This is a genomic window from Nesterenkonia aerolata (assembly GCF_031470965.1).
In the GTDB taxonomy this organism is placed as follows: domain Bacteria; phylum Actinomycetota; class Actinomycetes; order Actinomycetales; family Micrococcaceae; genus Nesterenkonia; species Nesterenkonia aerolata.
Map to the genome: position 1 here is coordinate 116,151 of NZ_JAVKGR010000004.1, position 22,857 is coordinate 139,007.

At 67.9% G+C, this 22,857-nt stretch carries 21 protein-coding genes and 2 riboswitches; of the genes, 17 read left to right on the top strand and 4 right to left on the bottom strand.

The window, feature by feature from the left end; translation table 11 throughout:
• The first annotated feature begins 1 nt into the window (after nt 1).
• Nucleotides 2-1,069 carry an HNH endonuclease signature motif containing protein gene (locus RIL96_RS05570; RefSeq protein WP_310548024.1) on the top strand — a complete coding sequence of 356 codons (1,068 nt, stop codon included), beginning with the start codon at nt 2-4 and terminating at the stop codon, nt 1,067-1,069.
• Here the strand turns inward: RIL96_RS05570 and RIL96_RS05575 are convergent.
• Both RIL96_RS05575 and RIL96_RS05580 read right to left on the bottom strand, forming a co-directional pair.
• Entirely contained in the window at nt 970-2,040 is a 1,071-nt protein-coding gene (locus RIL96_RS05575; protein ID WP_310548025.1) for a zinc ribbon domain-containing protein, read from the bottom strand. The two genes, RIL96_RS05570 and RIL96_RS05575, sit on opposite strands and share 100 nt — an antisense overlap.
• A 12-nt stretch (nt 2,041-2,052) precedes the next feature.
• On the bottom strand, nt 2,053-3,009 hold the full coding sequence (locus RIL96_RS05580) for an AEC family transporter (protein ID WP_310548026.1): 957 nt from the start codon (nt 3,007-3,009) through the stop codon (nt 2,053-2,055).
• Between the two features lie 368 nt (nt 3,010-3,377).
• On the opposite strand from RIL96_RS05580, the gene RIL96_RS05585 reads away from it, so the two are divergent.
• From RIL96_RS05585 to dcd, 4 genes are all read left to right on the top strand, one after another.
• Nucleotides 3,378-4,295, top strand: a complete 918-nt coding sequence (locus RIL96_RS05585) for a PhnD/SsuA/transferrin family substrate-binding protein (protein WP_310548027.1) — start codon at nt 3,378-3,380, stop codon at nt 4,293-4,295.
• Nucleotides 4,292-5,068, top strand: a complete 777-nt coding sequence (locus RIL96_RS05590) for a phosphonate ABC transporter ATP-binding protein (protein WP_310548028.1) — start codon at nt 4,292-4,294, stop codon at nt 5,066-5,068. The genes RIL96_RS05585 and RIL96_RS05590 overlap by 4 nt, the downstream gene beginning before the upstream one ends.
• Complete coding sequence (gene phnE / locus RIL96_RS05595) at nt 5,065-5,913, top strand: phosphonate ABC transporter, permease protein PhnE (RefSeq protein ID WP_310548029.1); 849 nt, start codon at nt 5,065-5,067, stop codon at nt 5,911-5,913. Before RIL96_RS05590 ends, phnE begins: the two co-directional genes overlap by 4 nt.
• 87 nt (nt 5,914-6,000) lie before the next feature.
• Entirely contained in the window at nt 6,001-6,579 is a 579-nt protein-coding gene (gene dcd, locus RIL96_RS05600) for a dCTP deaminase (protein WP_310548030.1), read from the top strand.
• A gap of 11 nt (nt 6,580-6,590) precedes the next feature.
• On the opposite strand, the gene RIL96_RS05605 is transcribed toward dcd, so the two are convergent.
• Entirely contained in the window at nt 6,591-7,988 is a 1,398-nt protein-coding gene (locus RIL96_RS05605) for an MFS transporter (protein WP_310548031.1), read from the bottom strand.
• A 221-nt stretch (nt 7,989-8,209) separates the two neighbouring features.
• On the opposite strand from RIL96_RS05605, the gene RIL96_RS05610 reads away from it, so the two are divergent.
• The 6 genes from RIL96_RS05610 to mnhG are packed head-to-tail and all read left to right on the top strand — an operon-like array spanning nt 8,210 to nt 15,146.
• Complete coding sequence (locus RIL96_RS05610) at nt 8,210-11,236, top strand: Na+/H+ antiporter subunit A (protein ID WP_310548032.1); 3,027 nt, start codon at nt 8,210-8,212, stop codon at nt 11,234-11,236.
• Nucleotides 11,233-11,778 (top strand): Na(+)/H(+) antiporter subunit C, encoded by a 546-nt coding sequence (locus tag RIL96_RS05615; protein WP_310548033.1) that lies wholly within the window; start codon nt 11,233-11,235, stop codon nt 11,776-11,778. The genes RIL96_RS05610 and RIL96_RS05615 overlap by 4 nt, the downstream gene beginning before the upstream one ends.
• Nucleotides 11,779-11,780: 2 nt before the next feature.
• Nucleotides 11,781-13,502 carry a Na+/H+ antiporter subunit D gene (locus RIL96_RS05620; RefSeq protein ID WP_310548034.1) on the top strand — a complete coding sequence of 574 codons (1,722 nt, stop codon included), beginning with the start codon at nt 11,781-11,783 and terminating at the stop codon, nt 13,500-13,502.
• On the top strand, nt 13,499-14,149 hold the full coding sequence (locus RIL96_RS05625) for a Na+/H+ antiporter subunit E (protein ID WP_310548035.1): 651 nt from the start codon (nt 13,499-13,501) through the stop codon (nt 14,147-14,149). The genes RIL96_RS05620 and RIL96_RS05625 overlap by 4 nt, the downstream gene beginning before the upstream one ends.
• On the top strand, nt 14,149-14,727 hold the full coding sequence (locus RIL96_RS05630) for an MrpF/PhaF family protein (RefSeq protein WP_310548036.1): 579 nt from the start codon (nt 14,149-14,151) through the stop codon (nt 14,725-14,727). Before RIL96_RS05625 ends, RIL96_RS05630 begins: the two co-directional genes overlap by 1 nt.
• A complete protein-coding gene (gene mnhG / locus RIL96_RS05635; protein ID WP_310548037.1) occupies nt 14,727-15,146 on the top strand; it encodes a monovalent cation/H(+) antiporter subunit G in 420 nt (139 codons plus the stop codon). Before RIL96_RS05630 ends, mnhG begins: the two co-directional genes overlap by 1 nt.
• Before the next feature lie 10 nt (nt 15,147-15,156).
• On the opposite strand, the gene RIL96_RS05640 is transcribed toward mnhG, so the two are convergent.
• Complete coding sequence (locus RIL96_RS05640) at nt 15,157-15,429, bottom strand: DUF4235 domain-containing protein (RefSeq protein WP_310548038.1); 273 nt, start codon at nt 15,427-15,429, stop codon at nt 15,157-15,159.
• Between the two features lie 452 nt (nt 15,430-15,881).
• Nucleotides 15,882-15,987, top strand: a riboswitch (TPP riboswitch).
• An 84-nt stretch (nt 15,988-16,071) separates the two neighbouring features.
• On the opposite strand from RIL96_RS05640, the gene RIL96_RS05645 reads away from it, so the two are divergent.
• The 6 genes from RIL96_RS05645 (at nt 16,072) to RIL96_RS05670 (ending at nt 22,847) form a co-directional block, all read left to right on the top strand.
• Entirely contained in the window at nt 16,072-16,734 is a 663-nt protein-coding gene (locus RIL96_RS05645; RefSeq protein ID WP_310548039.1) for an ECF transporter S component, read from the top strand.
• Entirely contained in the window at nt 16,731-19,103 is a 2,373-nt protein-coding gene (locus RIL96_RS05650; RefSeq protein WP_310548040.1) for an ATP-binding cassette domain-containing protein, read from the top strand. Before RIL96_RS05645 ends, RIL96_RS05650 begins: the two co-directional genes overlap by 4 nt.
• Before the next feature lie 18 nt (nt 19,104-19,121).
• Nucleotides 19,122-19,946, top strand: a complete 825-nt coding sequence (locus RIL96_RS05655) for a carbon-nitrogen hydrolase family protein (protein ID WP_310548041.1) — start codon at nt 19,122-19,124, stop codon at nt 19,944-19,946.
• Nucleotides 19,943-20,425 (top strand): hypothetical protein, encoded by a 483-nt coding sequence (locus RIL96_RS05660; RefSeq protein WP_310548042.1) that lies wholly within the window; start codon nt 19,943-19,945, stop codon nt 20,423-20,425. Before RIL96_RS05655 ends, RIL96_RS05660 begins: the two co-directional genes overlap by 4 nt.
• A 124-nt stretch (nt 20,426-20,549) precedes the next feature.
• A riboswitch (TPP riboswitch) is annotated at nt 20,550-20,656 on the top strand.
• A gap of 47 nt (nt 20,657-20,703) precedes the next feature.
• Nucleotides 20,704-21,495 carry a 3-oxoacyl-ACP reductase gene (locus tag RIL96_RS05665; RefSeq protein WP_310548043.1) on the top strand — a complete coding sequence of 264 codons (792 nt, stop codon included), beginning with the start codon at nt 20,704-20,706 and terminating at the stop codon, nt 21,493-21,495.
• A gap of 2 nt (nt 21,496-21,497) precedes the next feature.
• Nucleotides 21,498-22,847 (top strand): LLM class flavin-dependent oxidoreductase, encoded by a 1,350-nt coding sequence (locus RIL96_RS05670; RefSeq protein ID WP_310548044.1) that lies wholly within the window; start codon nt 21,498-21,500, stop codon nt 22,845-22,847.
• Nucleotides 22,848-22,857: the final 10 nt, after the last annotated feature.

The window sequence follows — 22,857 nt, forward strand, 5'->3', positions numbered from 1 at the left end:
CGTGACCCCCCACTCCCTGGAGATCTTCGACCGCGATGCCGCGGCCGCGGCGGCACGGATGAGCCCGGGGAAGCTCCGGACGTGGTTGATCCGCCGCCTCGTGCGGCTGACTCCGGAGGAGAATCAGCGTGCCGTGGCCTCCGCGCGGGAGCGGCGTTGTGTACAGGTCACACATTTCCCCGACGGGACCTCCCTCCTGGAGGCGCTGCTGCCCACCCCGGTCGCCGCGGCCATCGACAAGCGGCTGCGAGCCGTCGCCCGGTCCGCAGAAGCCCCGGTACCGCGTCAGGACACCCGGGGCCGACGCCTCGATGGGGCTGATACCGCGCCGCAGACCTCCCTGTTCGAGGCGGAGGCCGGTGCCGGACCTGTCGGCGGTGTACCGGTGGAGGAGCCGTGTACCCGTGCGGCCGGAGACGGGCGCACACTGGATCAGCGTGCGGCGGACCTCTGCGCGGCCTGGCTGCTCGAGGGCAGGCGCAGCGATGGTGTCGAGATCCAGGCGAAGATCGCCGTGATGATCCCGGAGGCCACTCTGCTGGGGGATTCTGAGGCGCCAGGTATCAGCGCTGACCGGTCCTGGTGTCTGACGGCCCAGGACGCCCGTCAGATGGCCGCAGGCGGTGGTCACGAGTGGTATGGCGCGAGATATCACCCGGGATCAGGGCCACCGGCTGATGAGACGGCCGACGGCCTCGGCCCCACCGGTGACGAGGCCGACCTGCTCTCCATCGTGTATCGAGGTCGTTTCCCCTCCGAACGGCTGCGTGATGCGCTGATCTTCCGTGACGGCACCTGTCAGGCGCCGGGATGTGTGGTGCCCGCAGAGCGATGCGATGTCGATCATCAGATTCCGCATCCCCTCGGGCCGACGAGCGCGGGGAATCTCTGGATGCTCTGCCGACGGCATCACCGCATGAAATCACACGGCTTCCTCACCCCGCACCTGCTCCCGTCAAGGCGCCGTCCTCATTCCTCAGCGGTCTCCCCCTCAGCGCCGGAGACGGAGACGCGCAGTTCGTCACCGACGGGTTCGACCTCCACTTCCAGGGAGAACTCTGCTTCGTAATGCTCCTCGAGCGAGGAGCCGTCGAAGTGGTCGATCGCCTCGAAGTCTAGTTCAGCGGTGAGGGAGTCAGTGCCCTCCACCTGCCATCCGTCCTCACCGAAACTCACGGACAGCTCAGAGACCTCGGGCATCGTCCATTCGATCGTCTCGGGGTCCACCTGGTCCGGGGTCTCTGCGCCCATCGGGCAGCCCGAGGGCATCAGCACCTGCTGCTCAGCACAGCTGTCCAGGTAGGAGCTGATCTGCTCACGGATCTGCTCCTCAGCCTGTTCAGAAGGTTCCACATCCAGCTGCACGGTCGCATCGGAGTCATCGACCACCAGATGATTCACCGTTCCCGAGACCCACGGGCTGCCCGCCTCGATATGCGCCGCCGTCGGCAGGAAGGCCGCCAACCGCACCGAACCGTTCTCCAGATCCACCGGCTGCCCATTCACCGTGATCTGCTCCACCCCTGCCGGGCCAGCCTGCGGGACCTCCACTTCGAACTCACTGATGATCTCCTCGGTGATCTCCCACCGATCGAAGATCAGCCACAGCGTGTCCCCGCTGTCCACCGGCACATTTACACTGTGCTGCTCGCCCTCGTACCCGAAGCGCAGTGCTGGAGCTCCGTCTTCCTCCAGGGTCAGGTCGCTGAGCTGTTCGGTGGACTGCTCCAATGCCTCGCCGCTGAGCAGTCCGGCATCAGTCGGCGGGTCAGTCTGCTCGAAACGTTCGGCGAGATCCTCAGTGGCCGAATCGGAGAGCAGCCCCAGCGCTTCACCGCCGTTGCCGGAGGCCAGCGCGTCACGGTAGCCCTCCGCGGCTGATTCGGCGCTGTACACCTCGGCGCGCACCGCCCAGATCCCGACTCCGCCCAGCGCCACCGCAGCCACCAGTACGAGCCCCCAGAGCACTGCCGCAGGACCCGTGCGGGGCCTGCGCGCAGTCTGTTCCTCATCGTCGGCGTCGTCGTCGGAGAGCATCATCAGAACAGCAGATCACATCAGCAGGGCAGAGACCACCAGCATCGCCGGGATGGCCAGCACCGTGGTCAGCAGGACGGTATCCCGGGCGATGATCTCCCCGGACTCATAACGGATCGCCGCCACCAGCACGTTCTGCGCCGACGGCAGTGCGGCCATCACCACGGCAGCCAGCAGCTGGTGGCCGTCCATGCCGAACACCCACACGGCGATCGCATAGGCGATCAGCGGATGCACCGTCAGCTTCAGCGCCGAGGCCATCAGCACATCACGACGCCGGCCAGAGGCCTTCTCCAGCGGCCGCGACCCCACCAGCGAGAGGCCGAAGGAGATCAGCATCAACGGGATGGAGGCCCCGGCGACGATCTCCACCGATTCCTGCACCGGCTGCGGAAACTGCCACTGCTGCCAGGAGAACAGCAGCCCCAGCAGGGCGGCGATGATCATCGGATTCAGTGCCGTCTTCGCTACTTGGACGAGCACGATCCGCGGGGCCGGGCGGACGCGCCGTGCCGCACCGGTGCTCGGCGCCAGGAAATCCAGGGTGGCGACGTACACCGGTGTATACAGCGCCAGCTGGAACACCAGGATCGGGGCGGCGAAGGCGACGTCGCCGAGCACATAGGCGGCGATCGGGAAACCTAGGTTCGCCGAATTCACCAGAGACGCCGAGAGGCCCCCGACGACTCGCTCCGCCCCCTGACGCCGCCGCAGCACCGGGATGCTCAGCAGCATGAACACCGCCCCCGTGGCGAAGGCCCCGAGCGCGGCGATGGCGAACTGCGGCCCCAGCACATCAGTCAGGGAGGCCTCGGCGACGGCGGTGAAGAGCAGGCAGGGGGAGGCGACGAAGAACGCCACCCGGCTCAGCACCACGCGGGCCTCCCGGCCGAGCACCTGCAGGCGCCCCAGAGCGTAACCCACCCCGATGATCAGCCAGATGACCGTGAAGCCGGACAGCACCGCCTCCATGGGACCTCCTGACCTGACCACTCTGCCGATGACGGGCCGACCGGCCCCGGTGACCCGCACCACCTTAGCCGGAGGCGTCTCGACGGCCCACCGACGACCACAGGATGGACACCCCGTATAGACACCCCATATTGAGGTCTAGGTCGAGCGTGGTTCACCATCCCGCCACCGGAAAGTCATATCTCTCACCCACGCTGGCACAGGGCATTCTGCCCGATCACTCACCTGCACACGCACCGATCTCAGATGCGGGCGTCTGTGTCTGCGCCCTGCGCGTGGCACGGAAAACCGATGCCCGGATCGTCCAGGAGGACCGATGACCATCCGCGCCGCCTTCCCCCCCACTCGCCGTCGGACTGACCGCCGGCATGCTGGCCCTGAGCGCCTGCAGCGACGACGCCGAGGCTGACCCGGACGCCACCGGCGCCGAGGCCTGCCCGGACACGCTGAACTTCTCCGACACCGGCGTCGAGGGCCTGGAGACCCTGCGCGTGGAGTTCGAGGACTTCCGCGTGGCCCTGGAGGAGGCGATCGGCAAGGACATCGACTTCCACCCCATCTCCTCACGCACCGCCGCGGCCACTGCCCTGGAGTTCGACGAGATCGACCTGCTGCTGACCGGCCCGGCGGAGTACGTCGTGCTGCAGCAGGAGGCTGAGGCGCTGCCGGTCACCGGCATCACGCGTGAGGACTACCGCGCCGCGATCTTCGCCACCGAGGGCTCCGGCATCGACTCCATCGACGATCTCGAAGGCGAGACCGTCATCACCAAGGAGGTCGGCTCCACTTCTGGGCACCTCGGTCCGCTGGAGATGCTGGAGTCCGCCGGGCTGACCGTCGGCGAGGACGTCGAGGTCATGCCGCTGGCCGACACCCGCATGGCGGCCTTCGCCTCGGGTGAGGGCGCCGCGTTGGGTACCGGCTACTCCGACTTCGAGGAGATCCAGGAGGAGGTCGACGAGGAGGTCTACATCGTCGAAGAGGGCCCTGACCTGCCCAATGACCTCTTCGTCGCCCGCGCCGGGCTCGGCCAGAACTGCGCGGACTGGCTGGAGGAGCAGCTCATCGAGAACCAGGATGTGCTGCTCGAGGCGATCGTCCAGACCGGGGAGAACGACAAGTACCTCAACTCTGAGTTCGTCGACGCCGAGGACGGCGACTACGACCCGACCCGTCGCGCCTTCGAGGCCGCCGGCTTCGAGGACTACGCGGAGATGCCGGATGAGAATGAGCCGGCCGAGGGCGAGGACGAGGCTGAGGAAGACGCGGAGGAGACTGAGGGATGATCGAGGAACCTCTCGACGCATCGATCAGCATCCGTGGACTCAGCAAGGTTTTCCGCAACGGCACGCGTGCCCTGGATGACGTCTCGTTGGACATCGCGTCGGGGGAGACCGTCGTGCTGCTGGGCGCCAATGGGTCCGGCAAGTCCACGCTGCAGAAGTGCATCACCCGGCTGATCGAGCCCACGGAGGGTACGATCACCGTCTTCGGGCGGGAGATCACGGAGATGGACAGCAGGCGCCTGGCCGAGGTCCGCCGTGACATCGGCGTAGTGTTCCAGTCCATCAACCTCGTCGATCAGCTCACTGTGCTCACCAATGTGATCCACGGGGCTCTGGGTCGTGACGGTTCCCCGCGCAACTGGTTCGCCGCCACGGCGAAGCAGCAGCTGCGTGAGGAGGCGATGACGGCGTTGGAGCGTGTGGGCCTCACCGCGGTGGCCGATCGTCGTGCTGAGCAGCTCTCGGGCGGTCAGCGCCAGCGGGTCGCCATCGCCCGGACCCTGATGCAGCGGCCGAGCATCGTGCTGGCCGATGAGCCGGTCGCGGCGTTGGACCCGGTGGCCGGACGCGGCGTGATGGACCTGCTGTGGCGCATCGCCGAGGAGGAGGGGCTGACCTTGGTGTGCACCCTCCACCAGCTTGCCCTGGCTCGTGACCACGGCCGCCGTGTGGTGGCTCTGCGTGATGGGCGCGTCGATGTCGACGCCGACATCGCTGAGCTCGACGACGCCCGGCTCGAAGGCCTCTACATCGCAGAGGAGGCAGGAGTATGAGCGTGACCGCAGACCCTCGGACCTCCGCCGGTGAGTTCGGCCGCAGCGCCCCGCCGCGCTGGCATGCTCCGCGGTGGACCACCGTGTTGGTGGTCGCTCTGCTGGCTTTCCTGGCGATCAACGGCTTGTTCCGGATGGACATCGACCTCAACCGGCTGGCGGATTCGCCGGCGAGGACGCTGGACTTCATCGTCTCGGGCTTCCCGCCGGACTTCGAGCGGGCCGGCAGCCTCGGCATGGCGATGCTGGAGACCCTGGAGATCGCGCTGATCGGCACGATCATCGGGATCATCCTCTCGGTGCCCATCTCCCTGCTGGCCGCGCGGAACCTCTCCCATCCGGCGGTCGCCGGGGGGATCCGCGCGATGCTCAGCACGCTGCGTGCGGTGCCTGACCTGGTGTGGGCGCTGATCTTCGTGATCGCCGTCGGGCTGGGTCCGTTGGCCGGGATCCTCGCCATCGCCGCGGACACGCTGGGATTCGCGGGCCGATTCTTCGCCGAGCGGGTCGAGGAGGTCTCCCGCGGCCCGATCGACGCGCTGCGCTCCACCGGGGCGCGGGTCACTGCGGTGGTGTCCTGCGCAGTGCTGCCGGCCTCGTTCGCCTCCTTCGCCGGCACCAGCCTGTACTGCCTGGAGAAGGCGGTGCGCGGCGCCGTCGTCCTCGGCCTGGTGGGCGCCGGCGGTATCGGTGTGGAGCTCAACGTCGCCTTCGAGCTGCGTCAGTATGACACCGCGCTGACCATCATCCTGATGATCCTCGTCGTGGTGCTGCTGGCTGAGCAGCTCAGCGCCTGGGTGCGACGGCGGATGCTCGGCGCGGATCAGCTCCGCCGGACCAACTGACCCGGACAAGCTGCCCCGGACCAACTGACCCGGACTAAATGGGCGGTACCGCCGCGGGGTTCTGCCCCGCGGTGGTACTTTGTCTCCGTGCTGCTATCTGATCGCGACATCCGTGCCGAGCTCGACTCCGGGCGCATCCGCCTGGACCCGCTCGAGACCTCGATGATCCAGCCCTCCAGCGTGGACGTGCGTCTTGAGCGTATGTTCCGGCTCTTCGACAACCACAAATACGCGCATATCGACCCCTCCGTCGAGCAGCCTGACCTCACCCGGTTGGTAGAGGTGGACCCGGAGGAGCCCTTCGTGCTGCACCCCGGAGAATTCGTCCTGGGGGCTACCTATGAGCAGGTCACCCTGCCCGACGACGTCGCCGCCCGGTTGGAGGGCAAATCCTCGCTGGGGCGCCTGGGGTTGCTGACCCACTCCACCGCCGGGTTCATCGACCCGGGCTTCTCCGGGCAGGTGACGCTGGAGCTGTCGAATATGGCCACTCTGCCGATCAAACTGTGGCCGGGATCGAAGATCGGTCAGCTCTGCTTCTTCCGGCTGACCTCCTCCGCCGAATACGGCTACGGCTCAAAGGCCCACCAGTCGCGGTATCAGGGTCAGCGTGGCCCCACCGCCTCGCGCAGCCACGAGAACTTCCACCGGACCATCATCAGCTGACCCAAGAACCCTCAGCTCTTCTGCGACCAGTCCCGCATCTTCGCCGGCTCGGTGGGGTTGCGCACCAGGACGAGCAGCCCCAGGCCGAACAGCAGCGTCACGATGATCGCGACGACGATGGCCATATTGCTGTCCAGGAACAGCAGCATCAGGCTGATCAGCGCCGGGGTGAGGAAGGAGACGCTGCGCCCGGCGGTGGCGTAGAGCCCGAACAGCTCTCCGGCTTTCTCCGGCGGTGCGAGCCGTCCCAGGAATCCGCGGGAGGAGGCCTGCGCCGGGCCGACGAACAGGCACAGGAACAGGCCCAGCACCCAGAACGCCGCCGTCGGGGTGATGGTCAGCAGCGGATCGGCGGCGGCACCGATCACCCGCTCCTCGGTGAGCATCAGCAGGGCCAGTGACGAGCCCAGGAGCCCGATCAGGCAGCCGGCGATCACCTTCCGTGGTCCGATCCGGTCATCGAGCCATCCGCCGATGAACGCCCCCAGCGCGGCCACCAGGTTGCCGGCGATGCCGAAGATGATGACATCGGCCGGGTTGATCCCGTAGAGCGTGGTGCCCAGGATGGCCCCGTAGGTGAACACCGCGGAGAGCCCGTCCCGGTACACTGCGGAGGCCAGTAGGAACCAGAACGTGTTCCGGTCCTCCTTCCACAGGCCGATGAGGGTGCCGAACAGCCGCCGGTAGGACTCCACCACCGAGATCCGTTCCGCGGGCACGGTGTCCTGATCGGCGGTCTTCTGCCTGGTCAGCAGCAGGGGCAGCGCCCAGAGGAGGAACCAGGCGGCGGCGACCAGCGCCACCACACGGATGTTCATCGCGTCGTCCTCGCCGATGCCGAACACATGCGGCGGATCCCCGGTGATGAGCCCCAGGTAGACCAGCATCAGCAGCACGATCCCGCCGAGATAACCGGCGCCCCAGCCGATGCCGGAGACGCGGCCCATCCGGGAGTGGTCGGTGATGTCGACGATCATCGCGTTGTAGTTCAGGTTCGCGAATTCGTCGAACAGCGTCATCGACGCCATCAGGGTGACCCCGAGGAGTAGGAAGCCCTCCTCCGGGCGGACGAAGAAGCAGGCGGCCACCAGCGCGACGATGATCGCGGTGTTGATGATCAGCCACAGCCGTCGCTTGCCGGCCCGGTCGGCGCGCTGGCCGATGATCGGTGCGGTGACCGCGACGATCAGCCCGGCGATCGCGTTGGCCGTGGTCAGGTACTGGGTGCCGCGCTCGTCGGGGCCGAAGGCCTCAGAGGCGATGTAGGTGCCGAAGACGAAGGTGACCATCACCGCCGAGACGGTGGCGTTGCCCCAGCTCCACAGGGACCAGGAGGTGATCAGCCTCTTATCCAGCGGTGCCGGTGATGACGCGTCTGCGGCCGGGCGGTGGTCTGCGGTGGAGGCCATAGAGGCATCGTATCGGCCGGTCGCGGTACCTCTCAGAGAATTCTCCCCAAGAATCACAATTCCTGCAATGTTTCTTTCGGTAAAAATCAATATGACTCAATCCCAGTCCCATGTTAAGATGGCTGAGGTCGACCCGCGGCTCCGTGCGATCAGGCGCCCCGCCAGCGCAGTGTTCGATGCCCGCGAGGCCCGCCACGCCCCCGAAGGAAGGACACCGTCCCATGCTGACCGTGCTCGCTGTCCTCTTCGCAGTGAGCATCGCAGTCCCTTGGGTCTACCATCGGCTCGGCCGTCCTACCTTCTTCCTGCTGGCCGGGGTGAACCTCGCCGCGATGATCTACGTCGCGCTCGCCTTCGCCGCGCCAGCTCTCCAGGCAGACCAAGCCGCTGGGATCGGTCAGCCCAACGCCCCTCCCGGCGCTTTCCATGAATGGCTGCCCGAGTTCGGCGTCTCCCTCGCGTTCCGCCTCGACGCCCTCTCCCTGGTCATGGCGATGCTCATCCTCGGCGTCGGCGCGCTGGTCATGCTCTACTGCGCCCGCTACTTCAAGGCATCGGAACGGGCTGCGGGTCCCTTCGCCGCCCAGCTCTTCGCCTTCGGCGCGGCGATGTTCGGCATCGTGATCTCCGATGACGTGGTGATGCTGTTCATCTTCTGGGAGATCACCACGGTCCTCTCCTTCCTGCTCATCGGCTACTCAGCCCACCGCATCTTCGCCCGCCGTTCCGCCATCCAGGCGCTGATCGTCACCAAGCTCGGCGGTCTGACCATGCTGGTGGGCCTGCTGTGGATCGGCGACCTCGCCGGATCCAACCAGCTCTCTGAGATCATGGCTGCCGCGCCGGGACTCTCCGGCACGCAGGTGGATATCGCGATCGTGCTGGTGCTGGTCGGCGCGCTGGCGAAGTCCGCGATCGTCCCGTTCCACTTCTGGCTGCCCGCCGCGATGGCGGCCCCCACGCCCGTCTCGGCTTATCTGCACGCCGCAGCGATGGTCAAGGCCGGGGTCTACCTCGTCGCCCGCTTCGCCCCCGGCTTCCATGACACCTCCTTCTGGCTGCCGGTGATCCTGGGCTTCGGACTGACCACGATGCTCGTCGGCGCCTACCGCGCTCTGCGGCAGACCGACATCAAACTCGTGCTGGCCTACGGCACCGTCTCCCAGCTGGGCTTCCTGGTGATGATCAACGGCTTGGGCACGGAGAACGCGGCTCTGGCCGGTGTCGCGATGATCCTGGCCCACGGACTCTTCAAAGCCGCCCTGTTCATGGTGGTCGGGATCATCGACCATGAATCCGGCACCCGTGACCTGCGTGTGCTCTCCGGGCTGCGGCGCACCCAGCGTCCGCTCTTCTGGATCTCGGTGGTCTCCGCCGCCTCGATGGCGGGCCTGCCGCCGCTCTTCGGCTTCGTGGCCAAAGAGGTCGTCCTCGAGTCCTTCCTCGAGGCGGCCGAGGTTCGCGGCGGCTGGTTCTGGGTGGTCGTGGTCGGCGTCGTCGTGGCCTCCGCCCTGACTGTCGCCTACAGCGCCCGGTTCCTCTGGGGTGCCTTCGGCACCAAGCGTGATGAGAGCGGTGCTGTGCTGAAGGACACCCGATTCCACGAGCCCGTGGATCCGGTGTTCCTGGCCGCGCCGGCGGTGCTGACGGCGGGCACTGTGCTCTTCGCCGTCTGGCCGGCCCCGCTGGAGGCGATGATCTCCCCTTACACCGAGCTCTTCGGCCCGGTGGAGTCCGGGGCGTCGATGACGTATCTGGCGCTGTGGCACGGATTCACCCTCGTGCTGGCCCTGTCCGCGCTGACCTGGGTGCTGGGTGCGCTGCTGTTCCTCGGCCGCGCGGGCGTCGCCCGTCTGCAGGAGCGTGTGCCCGCCGTGTTCGACGCCGAGCGCACCTACCGTGCCTCCATCCGCAGCCTCGATGCCTTCGCCCAGGCTCTGACCTCACGAACCCAGTCCGGTTCGCTGGGCCATTACCTGTTCATCATCCTTGCCGTGGCGACGGTGCTGCCCGTGGTCGCAGTCCTCTACAGCGCCGGCGGGCTGCCGACGCCGGATTCGTGGATCATCGCCGAGGAGCCGCTGCAGGTGGTGCTGGGCGTCGTCGTCATCGCCGGGGCCTTCGGCGCGGTGCTGGCGCCGAAGCGGTTCATGGCGGTGCTGATGGTCGGGCTCTGCGGCTACGGCATCGCCGGTCTGCTGGGCCTGCAGGGGGCGCCGGATCTCGCGCTGACGGTGCTGCTGGTGGAGTCCATCGTGCTGGTGGTCTTCGTCCTGGCGCTGCGCACGCTGCCGGCCGGGATCTGGACCCGCAGCCTCACCCGTTCCAAGGTCTCCCGGGCCGTGCTGGCCATCGGGTTCGCCCTGGTCATGATGGGCCTGGCCGCGCTGGCGGTCTCCTCGCGTTCCGAGGCGCCCATCTCCGAGGAGTTCCCCTGGATGTCGCTCGACGTCGGCCACGGGGCCAATATCGTCAACGTCACCCTGGTCGATATCCGCGTCTGGGACACCTTCGGCGAGATCACCGTGATCGCCGCGGCAGCCACGGGTGTGGCGTCGCTGATCTTCGTCAAACGCCGCGACGTCCGCAGACTCACCGTCCAGGACATCCCCACCGGGTCGGTGGGCCGGGTGCTCACTGATGAGAACTTCTCGCCCAGCCAGGTCCGCGAGATCCGTGCGGCACGCAGCTTCGCCACAGTGGCCCGTGAGGCCTGGCTGGTGGCCGGACGGACGCTGGCTCCGGAGCACCGCTCCATCATCTTCGAAGTGGTGACCCGCCTGCTGTTCCACGCGATCGTGCTGCTCTCGGTGTACCTACTGCTGGCCGGGCACAACACCCCCGGCGGCGGGTTCGCCGGAGGGCTCATGGCGGGGCTGGCCTTCGTGCTGCGCTACCTGGCCGGAGGGCGCTATGAGCTGGAAGCCGCGATGCGTTTCTCCGCCGGCGGGTTGATGGGCTCGGGCATCGTCGTGGCTTGCGTCTGCGGGATCGCCCCGCTGTTCGTCGGCGGTCAGGTGTTCCAGTCCTTCTACGTGGACCTGGACCTGCCGCTGTTCGGTGAGCAGGCGCTGGTCTCCTCGGTGCTGTTCGACGTCGGGGTCTACCTGGTGGTGATCGGGCTGATCGTGGACGTGCTGCGCAGCCTGGGCTCGGAGATCGACTTGCGCTCGGAAGAGGAGAACCGAGACACCTCCGACTACGGCCACGGCGTCCACGCCGAGACCAGCATGGGGGTGGCCCGATGACGATCAACCTCACCCTGCTCATCGTGATGGGCGTGATGCTGGCCACCGGTGTCTATATGGTGCTGGAGCGGTCGCTGACCCGTGTGGTGCTCGGTGTCATCCTGATCTCCAACGGCGTGAACCTGATGATCATCATGTCCGCCGGCGAGGCGGGGGAGGCCCCGCTGGTGCGGGATCACCTCAGTGCTGATGACTATCTCGATCCGCTGCCTCAGGCGCTGCTGCTGACCGCGATCGTGATCGCCTTCGCCCTGGTCTCCTTCCTGCTGGCGATGGTCTACCGGTCCTGGGTGATCGGACGCCAGGATGAGGTCCTCGATGACCCCGAGGATCGCCGCGTCGCCGAACAGCCGGCTTATGACCCGGAGGAGGACTCCGAGATCCCGACGGAGACCACGGAGTTCGACGCCGTCGCCGTCGGCGAGGAGGCACCGTCCCCGGCTGAGGCGAGATCCGAGCCGGGATCTAAGCCAGGATCTGAACCGGAGTCGAAGCCGGGATCCCGGCGCGCACGTCGTGAACGTCGAGAGGGGAGGAGCTGAGCATGCAGGAAGAGCTGACCGCGCTCATCCCCTTGGCAGTGCTGATCCCGCTGTTCGGATCGGCCTTCGCCTTCGCCTTCTACCGGCAGCAGACGGTCCAGCGCATCGTCACCGTGGCCTCGCTGGTGATCACCATGGCGCTGGAGGTCGCGCTGATCGCCTCGGTGTGGCACGGGGAAACTCTGGCTGTGCATCTGGCCGGGTGGCCCGCGCCCTGGGGCATCTCCATGGTGGTGGACCAGTTCTCCGCGCTGATGCTGGTGGTCTCCTCCTTGATCACCATGGCGGTGCTGCTCTACGCGATCGGTCAGGGTGCCGCTGAAGAGGGCAAAGACTCAGGCCCCGTCTCGATCTTCTACCCCACATACCTGATTCTGGTGGCCGGTGTCTCCAATGCGTTCCTCGCCGGAGACCTGTTCAACCTCTACGTCGGCTTCGAGATCTTCCTGACCGCCTCCTATGTGCTGCTGACGATGGGCGGCGGGGAGCAGCGCATCCGTGCCGGTGTAACCTACGTGGTGGTCTCGATCATCTCCTCGATGCTGTTCCTGATCACCATCGGTGCGATCTACGCGGCCACCGGGACGGTGAACCTGGCTGATCTGGCGCTGAAGCTGGGCGAGTTGGAGAGCCACGTGCAGCTGCTGCTGCATGTGATGCTGTTGGTCGCCTTCGGCATCAAGGCCGCGGTCTTCCCGCTGGCGTTCTGGCTGCCGGACTCCTACCCGACGGCGCCGGCGCCGGTGACCGCCGTGTTCGCCGGGCTGTTGACCAAAGTGGGCATCTACTCGATCATCCGCACGGAGACGCTGCTGTTCCCCGGCACGCAGCTGAACACCGCGCTGCTGCTGGTGGCGCTGCTGACGATGATCGTCGGGATCCTCGGGGCGTTGGTGCAGAGCGATATCAAACGTATGCTCTCCTTCACCCTGATCAGTCATATCGGCTATCTGGTGTTCGGTCTGGCGCTGTCCTCCGTGGTCGGGATGACGGCGACGATCTACTACGTGGCCCACCACATCACGATCCAGACCACGTTGTTCCTGGTCACGGGGCTGATCGAGCGTCGGGCCGGGTCCTCGAACGTGGACCGGCTGGGTGGTCTGGCGAAGCTGTCCCCGCTGCTGGCGATCCTGTTCTTCGTCCCGGCGATGAACCTGGCCGGCATCCCGCCGTTCTCCGGGTTCATCGGCAAGATCGGTATGATCCAGGGCGGTGTCGCCGAGGACACCTGGGTGGCCTGGCTGCTGGTGGCTGGAACTATCGTGACCTCGCTGCTGACCCTGCTGGCAGTGGCCCGCATCTGGACCAGGTCGTTCTGGCGGAAGGCCGAGGACGCTGAGGACCCGGATCCGCTGCTGCTGCCGAAGACTCTGGAGCACGGGCGGGCGGCGAACCGCCGATTGATGCCGATGAATCTTGTGGGGCCCACGGTGTTCCTGGTCGGGCTGACTGTGGCCTTCACAGTGGCCGCCGGGCCGCTGATGGCCTTCTCTCAGCAGGCGGCCCGGGATATGTATGAGCGTGCGCCGTATCTGGAGGCCGTCCTTGGTGAGGAGCGGGTCGACGGCGTGCGGGAGGAGCTGGTGGAGATCGCCTCGCAGGTGCCGGACTTGGAGACCGACGACGACGGCGTCGAGGACTTCGCTCCGGTCACCACGAACACCGAATCGGACTCCGGTGCGGAGAGCTACGGCACCGATGAGGAGGGCAGTGACCGATGAGGCGTCCGAAGACTCCGCTGAAGGCTGAGCTGCCGCTGATCGTCTTCCTGGCCGTGCTGTGGATGGCGGCCTGGCAGTCCTTCACCCTGGGTACCTTCATCCTGGGACTGGTGTATTCGACCATCATCGTCCGGGTGTTCTATCTGCCGCCGCTGCGTGGTTCGGGGCGGTTCAACCCGCTGTGGGCGTTGGTGTTCTCCGTGCGGTTCTTGTGGAAGATGACGGCGGCGTCGTTCCATGTGGCGCATCTGGTGTTCACGCAGGGGCCGAAAGTGGGCGGGTCGATCACCTCGGTGCAGCTGCGCAGCCACGATGACTTCATCGTCACCTTGGTGGGGCACGCGCTGGCGCTGGTCCCCGGTTCTTTGGTGCTGGATGTGGACCGCACGACGGCGACGCTGTACCTGCACTGCCTGGACGTCCGGGATGACGATGATGCCGAGCGCATCCGCCGTGATGCGCTGCGCACGGAGTCCTTGATGATCCGGACGTTGGGGAACCGTTCTGATCTCGCGGTGGTCAAGGCGGAGAAGCGGTTGGGCCGGGTCAGCGGGCTCTCCCGCGATGAGCGGGGGCGGCCTGTGGAGCGCCGGCATCGTGCGCAGAACGGCGATACTGCCCAGAACGGCGGAGGTGGTGAGCGCTGATGCTGCTGGACTACGCCTATTGGATCACGCAGTCGCTGCTGGCGGTGGCGATGCTGTGCGCGGTGTACCGGGTCTTCCGCGGGCCGTCGGTGCTGGACCGAGTGATCTCGGTGGATGTGCTGCTGATCGTGGTGGCGTCGATGTTCCTCACCGATATGGTCATCAATGATTCCCAGGATTACATCGTCTTCGTCGTCGGTACTGCGGTGATCGGTTTCATGGGGGCGGTGGCGATCGCCCGGTTCGTGGCGGTTCGTCGGCCGGAGAGTTGGCAGACCGGCAGCGACCCGCAGGCTGACCCGGGGTTGGGCGGTGCGGTGATGGCGCATGAGCCGGAGGCGCCGAGCACCTCGGAGGAGACGGCGGTGCGCCGGATGCTGCAGGATGATGGGTATGCCGCGCCTGAGCTGCAGGACGCTGAGGAGGTGGCGGACCCGCCGGAGGGGCAGCGCAACACCTCGTGGTTCCAGGCGTTGGCGCGGACCCGGGTTGCCCAGCAGCGGAATTCCGGGGCCGCGGACTCCGACGGCGAGACCGGGGGCGGCTCCGGTGAGGCGACGGAAGAGGAGCGTGGCTGATGCTCGCAGTCGATGCTGAACTGATCCGAGAGATCATCGTGGCGGTGCTGCTGCTGGTGGGCGGACTGATGTCTCTGGCGGCCGGTGTGGGGCTGCTGAGATTCCCGGATCTGCATTCGCGGATGCACGCGGCGACGAAGCCTCAGGTGCTGGGTTTGCTGGCGCTGGTACTGGCCTGCGCGGTGACCTGGGACAGCTGGCCGTGGGTGGGGATCGTGATCTTCGCCTGGATGCTGCAGCTGCTGACGGCGCCGGTGTCTGCGCATATGGTGGGCCGCGCCGGGTATCGGACGAAGCATTTCAAGCCGGAGCGGCTCACCGAGGATGAGCTGGCTGCGGCGGTGGACCGGATCAACCGGTCGGACAGTTCGCGGAAGGCCGCCGATGATCGGCGGGCCATCGACGGCCCCCGCGCCTGACGGCTGTGGTTCAGACCTCGGACTGTTTGCCGTAGGCCTGCTTGATCTTCTCGCGGCCGACCTTCGCCCCGCGCTGCGAGAGCACCTGCACGGTGGCCGAGATCGCGGCGGAGGAGATCGCGAAGACCAGCGCCTTCTTCAGGGTGAACTCCTCGTCGTCGCCGTGCTTCGGCGCTTCCTCACCGGTGGCCTGACGCCAGGCGAACTCGAAGGCCTTCGTCGCGATGATCCCTCCGGCGATCGAGATGCCGGTGCTTAGCGCCTTGTCCAGCAGCTTGTCCATGAGACTCCTTCAGCAGGTCTGTGATGTCCACGTGCATGTCCGTCACCAGCCTAGCCCAGGCAGCCTCGAGCCCCACCTCATCTGGCCCTTTTACTCCCTGATCGGTGCGCCGCACACGGTGGGCTACACGAGGCGGGAAGGCGGTGGGAAAATCGCTGCTGTGGCAGGTGGTCTCCGGGGCGGCACGATGACGTCAACCCGGCGTCTATGGTGCTGCACGGGTGGGGTGAGGACGCCTCGAAGGATCTGGGCCATGTCTTGGACTGGATCAGACGCGGACCGCGGGTCTCTGCGATCGCGTCGGCGACCAGCGGTTTGGCCTGCTTGCCGGGCTGCTGGTGGTCAGCGGTCCCGCAGGCTGAGCCTCCGGGGATCGACGGGAGGGGTGATCACCCGTCGACGGAGCAGTGGGAGGGCATGCTCACATGTACTACTGTGGTGCACGTCATCCAGAGACACGACAGGGGAGCGCGGACGCGCTGAGAGTGGGCCCCAACGGCCCTGACCCTCGAACCTGATCAGGTTAGGACCTGCGCAGGAAGTCGAGCAGTCTCCACGGACGACGAGGTGCGATGCAGGCAGACGGCTCGCACCCGTTGACTTCGTGCTCCTTCGTGCTCGCCGCACGTCGACAGGAGCACCATGAGCACCAGCGCACATCGGACGACATCGCCGCAGACGTCCCCCAAGACGTCACCCCGACGGCTGCGGTGGTCGGTTTCTGACATCGTCGTGGCCTCCACCCTCGCCGTGGCCTGTGGGGTCATCTTCTGGGGTTGGAACCTCAGCTACCACCTGGTCTCGAACCTCTTCGTCGCCTACCCGCCGGCCGCCACCCTGGTGCACGGCATGTGGCTCTTCCCCGCCGTGCTGGGCGCGCTGATCATCCGCCGTCCCGGTGCCGCCCTGTACTGCGAGATGGTCGCCGCCGTCGTCTCCGCTCTGCTGGGCTCCCAGTTCGGACTCACCGTGCTGTCCTCCGGGTTCGTCCAGGGCCTCGGCGCCGAGCTGATCTTCCTGCTGTTCCTCTATCGCCGTCACACAGTCGACGTCGCCATGCTCGCCGGTGGGCTGTCCGGATTCTTCGGCGGAGCGGTCTACCACTGGGTCATCCCCATGTACGCCTTCGCGCCGTTCGAGACCTTCGTCCACATCGGCTGCTTCGCCCTCTCCGGAGCGGTCATCGCCGGCCTGCTGACCTGGTGGGCGGTCCGCGGACTGGCCCGGACGTCGGTGCTGGGCCCCCTGGCCTCCCGGCACGCCCATCGTGAGTCGGTCACCCTGCTCGGAGCGCGACGACGATGAGCGCGAGCCTGAACGATTCGGTGCGTACGACGGCCCGGGGTGCCGCGCTCCGGGCGACCGAGTGGACCTACCAGCACCCCGAACGGGACGCCCCCGCCGTGGCCGGGCTCGATCTGCACATCGCCGCCGGCGAACGGGTGCTGATCGCCGGGGCCTCCGGAGCCGGGAAGACCACGTTCCTGCATGCGGCCGCCGGGGTGCTCCACGCCGACGAGGCGGTGTCCTCCGGTTCGCTGCTCATCGACGGCGTCAGCCCCGAGGACGCCCGTGGGCGGGTGGGGTTGGTCCAGCAGGACCCGGAGGCCCAGGTGGTGCTGTCCCGGATCGGCGACGACGTCGCCTTCGCCGCCGAGAACCTCTCGGTGCCGCGGGAGGAGATCTGGGGGCGGGTGCGGGAGGCCATGGCGCTGGTCGGCCTCGGCGCCGGGCTCGAGCACCCGACTGCGCAGCTCTCCGGGGGACAGAAGCAGCGTCTCGCGCTGGCCGGGATCCTGGCGATGCGTCCCGGGATGCTGCTGCTCGACGAGATCACCGCCCACCTCGACCCGGACGGGGTGGCGCAGATCCGCGACGCCGTCGTCGACGTCGCCGCATCCACCGGCGCCACATTGGTGGTCGTGGAGCACCGGCTCGAGCCGTGGATCGATCACGTCGACACGTTGATCGTCCTCGACTCCGGGTCAGGGGTGCGCCGTCGCGTGCCCGCCTCCGCGCTGCGGGAGGACCCCCATCTGCGGGCCGAGCTCGTCGAGCTGGGACTCTGGGTGCCCGGCCACGACCCTGCCGCCGCACTGCCGGCCTGGCGGCGGCCCGCGACGGGCGGACCGCTGCTCATCGGGGAGCGACTGGCGGTCTCACGGACCCCGCCGCGGCGCAGCTGGCGCCGCACCCCGCCGCCGACCCCGGTGCTCGACGGCGTCGACGTCGCCCTGCACCGCGGGCAGGCGCTCGGGATCGTCGGCCGTAACGGCGCCGGGAAGTCGACCCTGCTGCTCAGCCTCGCCGGCCTGATCCCCGTACACGGCGGCAGCCTACGGGCCTCGGACGCGCTGAAGGGGGAGCACGGCGCCGAGCTGGCCGACTCACCGGACCGGTGGGGATCGACGGAGCTGATCACTCGGATCGGCACCGTGTTCCAGGAACCGGAGCACCAGTTCGTCCGCGGCACCGTCCGGGAGGAGCTGGCGCTGGGACTCCGCCGGGCCGATCGGTCCGTCGCCGACGAGCCGGACACCGATCAGCGGGTCGAGGAGATGCTGCATCGGCTGCGCCTGGACCACCTGGCCGATCAGAACCCGTTCACCCTCTCCGGCGGGGAGAAGCGGCGGCTCTCCGTCGGGACCGCGCTGATCTGCGCGCCGGAGATCCTGATGCTCGACGAGCCCACCTTCGGGCAGGACGCGCACACCTTCGCCGAGCTGGCGATCCTGCTGCGCGAGCACCTCGATCGGGGCGGGACGGTGGTGGCGGTGACCCACGAGGACGCTTTCCTCCGCGCGCTCGACGGAGAGGAGTTCGACGTGAGCCCGCGCGACGAGGCGCGTCCCGAACACAACGACGACGCTCCTCGCTCCAGCGGCGCCCCCATTCTCTCCGGGGTGCGGTCGGCGGCCTGGTTGGGCCGGCGGAACCCGCTCGGGAAGCTGGCCGCGGTGCTGCTGGTCACCGGGGCGCTGGTCTCCACGATGGACTGGGTGAGCTCGATCGTCGTCGTCGCGGCCTCGTTCGCGCTGCTGCCTGTGGCGGGGATCCGGGTCGGGCAGTTCCTGCTGCGGGTGTGGCCCTTCGCCGTCGGCGGGGTGCTCATGGTGTGGTCGACTGCGCTGGCCGGCGAGGATTCCGGGGAGGTCCTGCTGGACCTGGGGTACGCGCAGGTCAGCGAGGGATCCCTGGAACTGGGCGTCGCGCTGGGCGTGCGTGCGTTCGCGATCGTGCTGCCCGCGGTGCTGGTGTTCTCTACGACTGACCCCACCGATCTTGCAGATTCGCTGGCTCAGGACCTGCGGCTACCCGCCCGGTTCGTACTCAGTGCGCTCGCGGGGATGCGGCTGCTGGGTCTGCTTACCCAGCGGTGGACGACCATCGGTCACGCCCGGCGCGCCCGGGGGATCACCGCCGACCGTGGGGTCGCGGCACGGCTGCGGGCGTTCGGGTCCCAGTCGTTCGGGTTGCTGGTCTCGGCGATCCGCACCGCGACGCGCCTCGCTGTGACCATGGAGTCCCGCGGATTCGGTGCAGGGACGCGCAGCTGGGCGCGGCCCTCGACGTGGCAAGCGGCTGACGCGTGGGTCGTCCTCGGCGGGGTGGGCCTGGCCGGCGCCGCCCTGGCTGCGGCGATGTTGGCCGGGACCTACAGCTCAGCGTGGTGAGCGGCGTAGGCTGGGCGCATGCGGATTGCAGCAGCACAGATCGTCACCGGCGAGGACACCCAGCAGAACCTTGAGCTCGTCCGCGAGTGGACGGACAAGGCCGCCGAGGCCGACGCGCAGGTCGTCGTCTTCCCGGAGGCCACCCACCGGCAGTTCGGCCACAACCTCACCTCCATCGCAGAACCCGTAGACGGCCCCTGGGCGCAGGCGGTGCGGGGGATCGCCGAGGAGGCGGGCGTTGTCGTCGTGCTGGGCATGTTCACCCCGGCCAGTCCCAGCGCGGAAGGCCGGCAGCGGGTGACCAATACGCTGCTCGCCGTCGGCGTGGACTCCGCCGGGAACCGGATTGATGCCTCCTATGACAAGATCCACCTCTATGACGCCTTCGGCTTCAAGGAGTCGGACAGCGTCGCCCCCGGGGAAGCCACGGCGAGGATCGACGTCGACGGCGTCCGCCTAGGTCTGGCCACCTGCTATGACGTACGCTTCCCCGCATTGTTCACCGCCCATGCCCGCGCCGGAGCGCAGGTGACGGTGCTGCCCGCCTCCTGGGGTGCAGGCCCTGGGAAGGTCGAGCAGTGGCAGCTGCTGACCCGCGCCCGCGCACTGGACTCGACGCAGTACATCGTCGCCTGCGGGCAGGGGAGTCCGGCAGCCGCCGGAGCCCCCGCCGTCGACGGGGCCCCCACCGGTGTGGGGCATTCCGCGATCGTCTCCCCGATGGGCAAGGTGCTCGCCGAAGCTGGTGAGCAGCCGGAGCTGCTCGTCGTCGATCTCGACCTCGAGACCGTGGACACTGCCCGGCGCAACGTGCCGGTGCTGGAGAACGCGAGGCCTGTGTGAACTCCCCGGCGCCGATGAAGATCGGCATGTACCTGTTCGAGAAACTGATGACCCAGCACAGCACCCCTGTGGTGGTGACCATCGCTCCGGGCCGTGTGGTGCTGGCCACCGAGGACCGTGTGCTGGCGGATATGCCCGCCGGTCAGCTGAGCACGAAGGTCTCGAAGATGCTCAAGCTCAACGAGCTCCACGGCCCCTGGGGCAAGTGGCTGCTGGGCGGGCTCGGCGCGGCGAAGAGCCCCGCGTTCACTGAGACCCAGGTGCAGGAGATCATGGCCGCACAGCAGATGGCTGCGCATGACCCCCAAGCCTCCCAGCTGGAGCTGGCCCACACCCTGTGGATCGGGAAACCGACCACTGCCGACGGCAGTAAGCAGGGCGGCCTGCGCTCCTTGAGTGCGGGCGAGGCGAAGCTGCAGCCGCGCGTCGCTCCCATCCTCGACGCCGCACTCATCGCCGCAGGCGTCCACCGCGCCTAACCACCCACGTTTATCCGAATCTCTTCGGAAATCCTGCCCCAACAGCAGTCGGATTCCCGAGAGGATTCGGATAAACGTGGGTGGGTGGTGGGGTGACGTAGGCCTCGACCTGTGATGTGATGGGACCAGTGACACGGGGTGCCGTGCGCCGATGACCGGCCGCGGCTGAGATGACACCCGTCGAACCTGATCCAGTTAGCACTGGCGAAGGGAATGTCCGGTTTCTGCGTACCTCAACGCGCCGTCGTTCGCCTTCGCCTCGAGATGAGAGGCAGGCCATGACCACCCCCACCACACCAGCTGAGCAGCACGCACTCGCCGACCAGATCGTCCTGGTCACCGGCGGCGCCCGCGGCCTGGGCGCCGCGATCTCCCGCGCATTCCTAGACGCCGGAGCACGCGTCCTCATCAACTACCGCACCTCAGCGGAGTCCGCGCAGGCGCTGGGCGAGCAGTTCCCGGAGCGTGCCCTGGCCGTCGCTGCCGATGTCCGCGACCCGGAGCAGGTCCGCGGACTGTTCGACGCCGCTGCTGAGCACTTCGGCGCCGCCCCCACCACCGTGGTGAACAATGCGCTGGTCGACTTCGTGTTCAACGGCGACGCGCGCTCGAAAGTCGCGGACCTCAGCGCAGACGAGCTCGCCGCGCAGTTTGCCGGCTCTGTGCAGGCCCCGGTGCAGGTGATCCAGGCCGCGCTGCCCGGCATGCGCGCCGCCGGATTCGGGCGGATCATCAACATCGGTACCAACCTGTTCCAGCACCCCGTGGTGCCTTACCACGACTACACCGCCACCAAGGCCGCCCTGCTCTCACTGACCCGCACCTTCGCCGACGACCTCGGCTGCGAGGGCATCACCGTGAACATGGTCTCCGGCGGTCTGCTGCGCACCACCGACGCCTCCGCCGCCACTCCGGAGGAGGTCTTCGACGGCATCGCCGCGGCCACCCCGCTGCGCACGGTCACCACACCCGAGCAGCTCGCTGATGCGGTGCTCTTCTTCGCCCACCCGTGGTCACGTGGAGTGACCGGCCAGAACCTCATCGTCGACGGCGGCCTGGTCAAAGGATGAGCATGACGACACCCACCACTTCACGGACAAACCACCCGAAGCCCCTGCGGCTCAACCTCTTCGCCTTCGGCGTCGGCCACCACAAAGCAGCCTGGCGGGCCAAGGATTCCCGGGTCGATGACCTCGGCGACATCACCTATTGGGAGGAGCTGGCGCAGATCTCCGAGCGAGGCACACTGGATGCCATGTTCCTCGCCGACGGGCAGTCGGTCACCGCCTCAGCGATGCAGGACGGTCCGCTCTGGTATCTGGAACCGGTGACCACGCTGAGTGCGGTGGCCCGGGCGACCGAGCACATCGGCTTGGTCACCACCGTCTCCGCCAGCTTCTGGACCCCATACCACGCCGCCCGGATGCTGGGGTCACTGGACCACATCTCCGGCGGCAGGGTCGGGTTCAACGTGGTGACCTCCATGTTCGACGCCGAGGCCCAGAACCACGGGATGCAGGCGCTGCCGGGCCATGCCGAACGCTACGCTCGGGCAGCTGAGTTCATCGATGCGGTGCGCGGGCTGTGGGGAAGCTGGCCGGCATCGTCGGTCCTCGCCGACCGGGACGGCAGCTACGTGGACCCTGAGACGGTCCACAGCATCGACCACCACGGCGAGCACTTCCGGGTGGCCGGGCCGCTGAACGTGCCCAGCCCGCCGCAGGGAGAACCGGTGCTCTTCCAGGCCGGCGCCTCGGATCAGGGCCGGAATCTCGCGGCCCGGTACGCCGAGGGCATCTACGCCGTGGCCTATGACCTCCCCGCGGCCCAGGAATACCGGTGGGACGTACGCCGTCGTGTGGCTGAGGCCGGGCGGGATCCTGACGCGGTGGCCATCATGCCCGGGTTGGTGACCTATGTCGGTTCCACGATGGAGGAGGCTCGGGCGAAGCAGGCGGAGCTGGATGCGCTGCTGCCGGCCGAGGAGTCGCTGCGCCAGCTCAGCGTGTTCGTCGGGCAGGACACCTCCGGCTGGGAGCTCGACGCGCCCGTGCCCCAGCTGCCGCCGCTGGAGGAGTTCACCGGCCCGCAGGGACGCTACGCGACCATCCTGCGGATCATCGAGACCGAGCGCCCCACGGTGCGCCAGCTGCTGGGTCGACTCGCCGCCGGGGGAGGGCACTGCACCATGGTCGGCACGCCGGAGTCGATCGCCGATGAGATCGAGCGGTGGCTGGATGAGGGCGGGGCTGACGGGTTCAACCTCATGCCGCCGTCGCTGCCCGCCGGCATCGAGGACTTTGTGGAGCATGTGGTGCCCGAGCTGCGGCGTCGCGGCCGGTTCCGCACCGCCTACGAAGGCACCACGCTGCGCTCCCACCTCACCGAGCAGCAGCCACGTTTATCCGAATCTCTTGGGTGATCCGAACGCT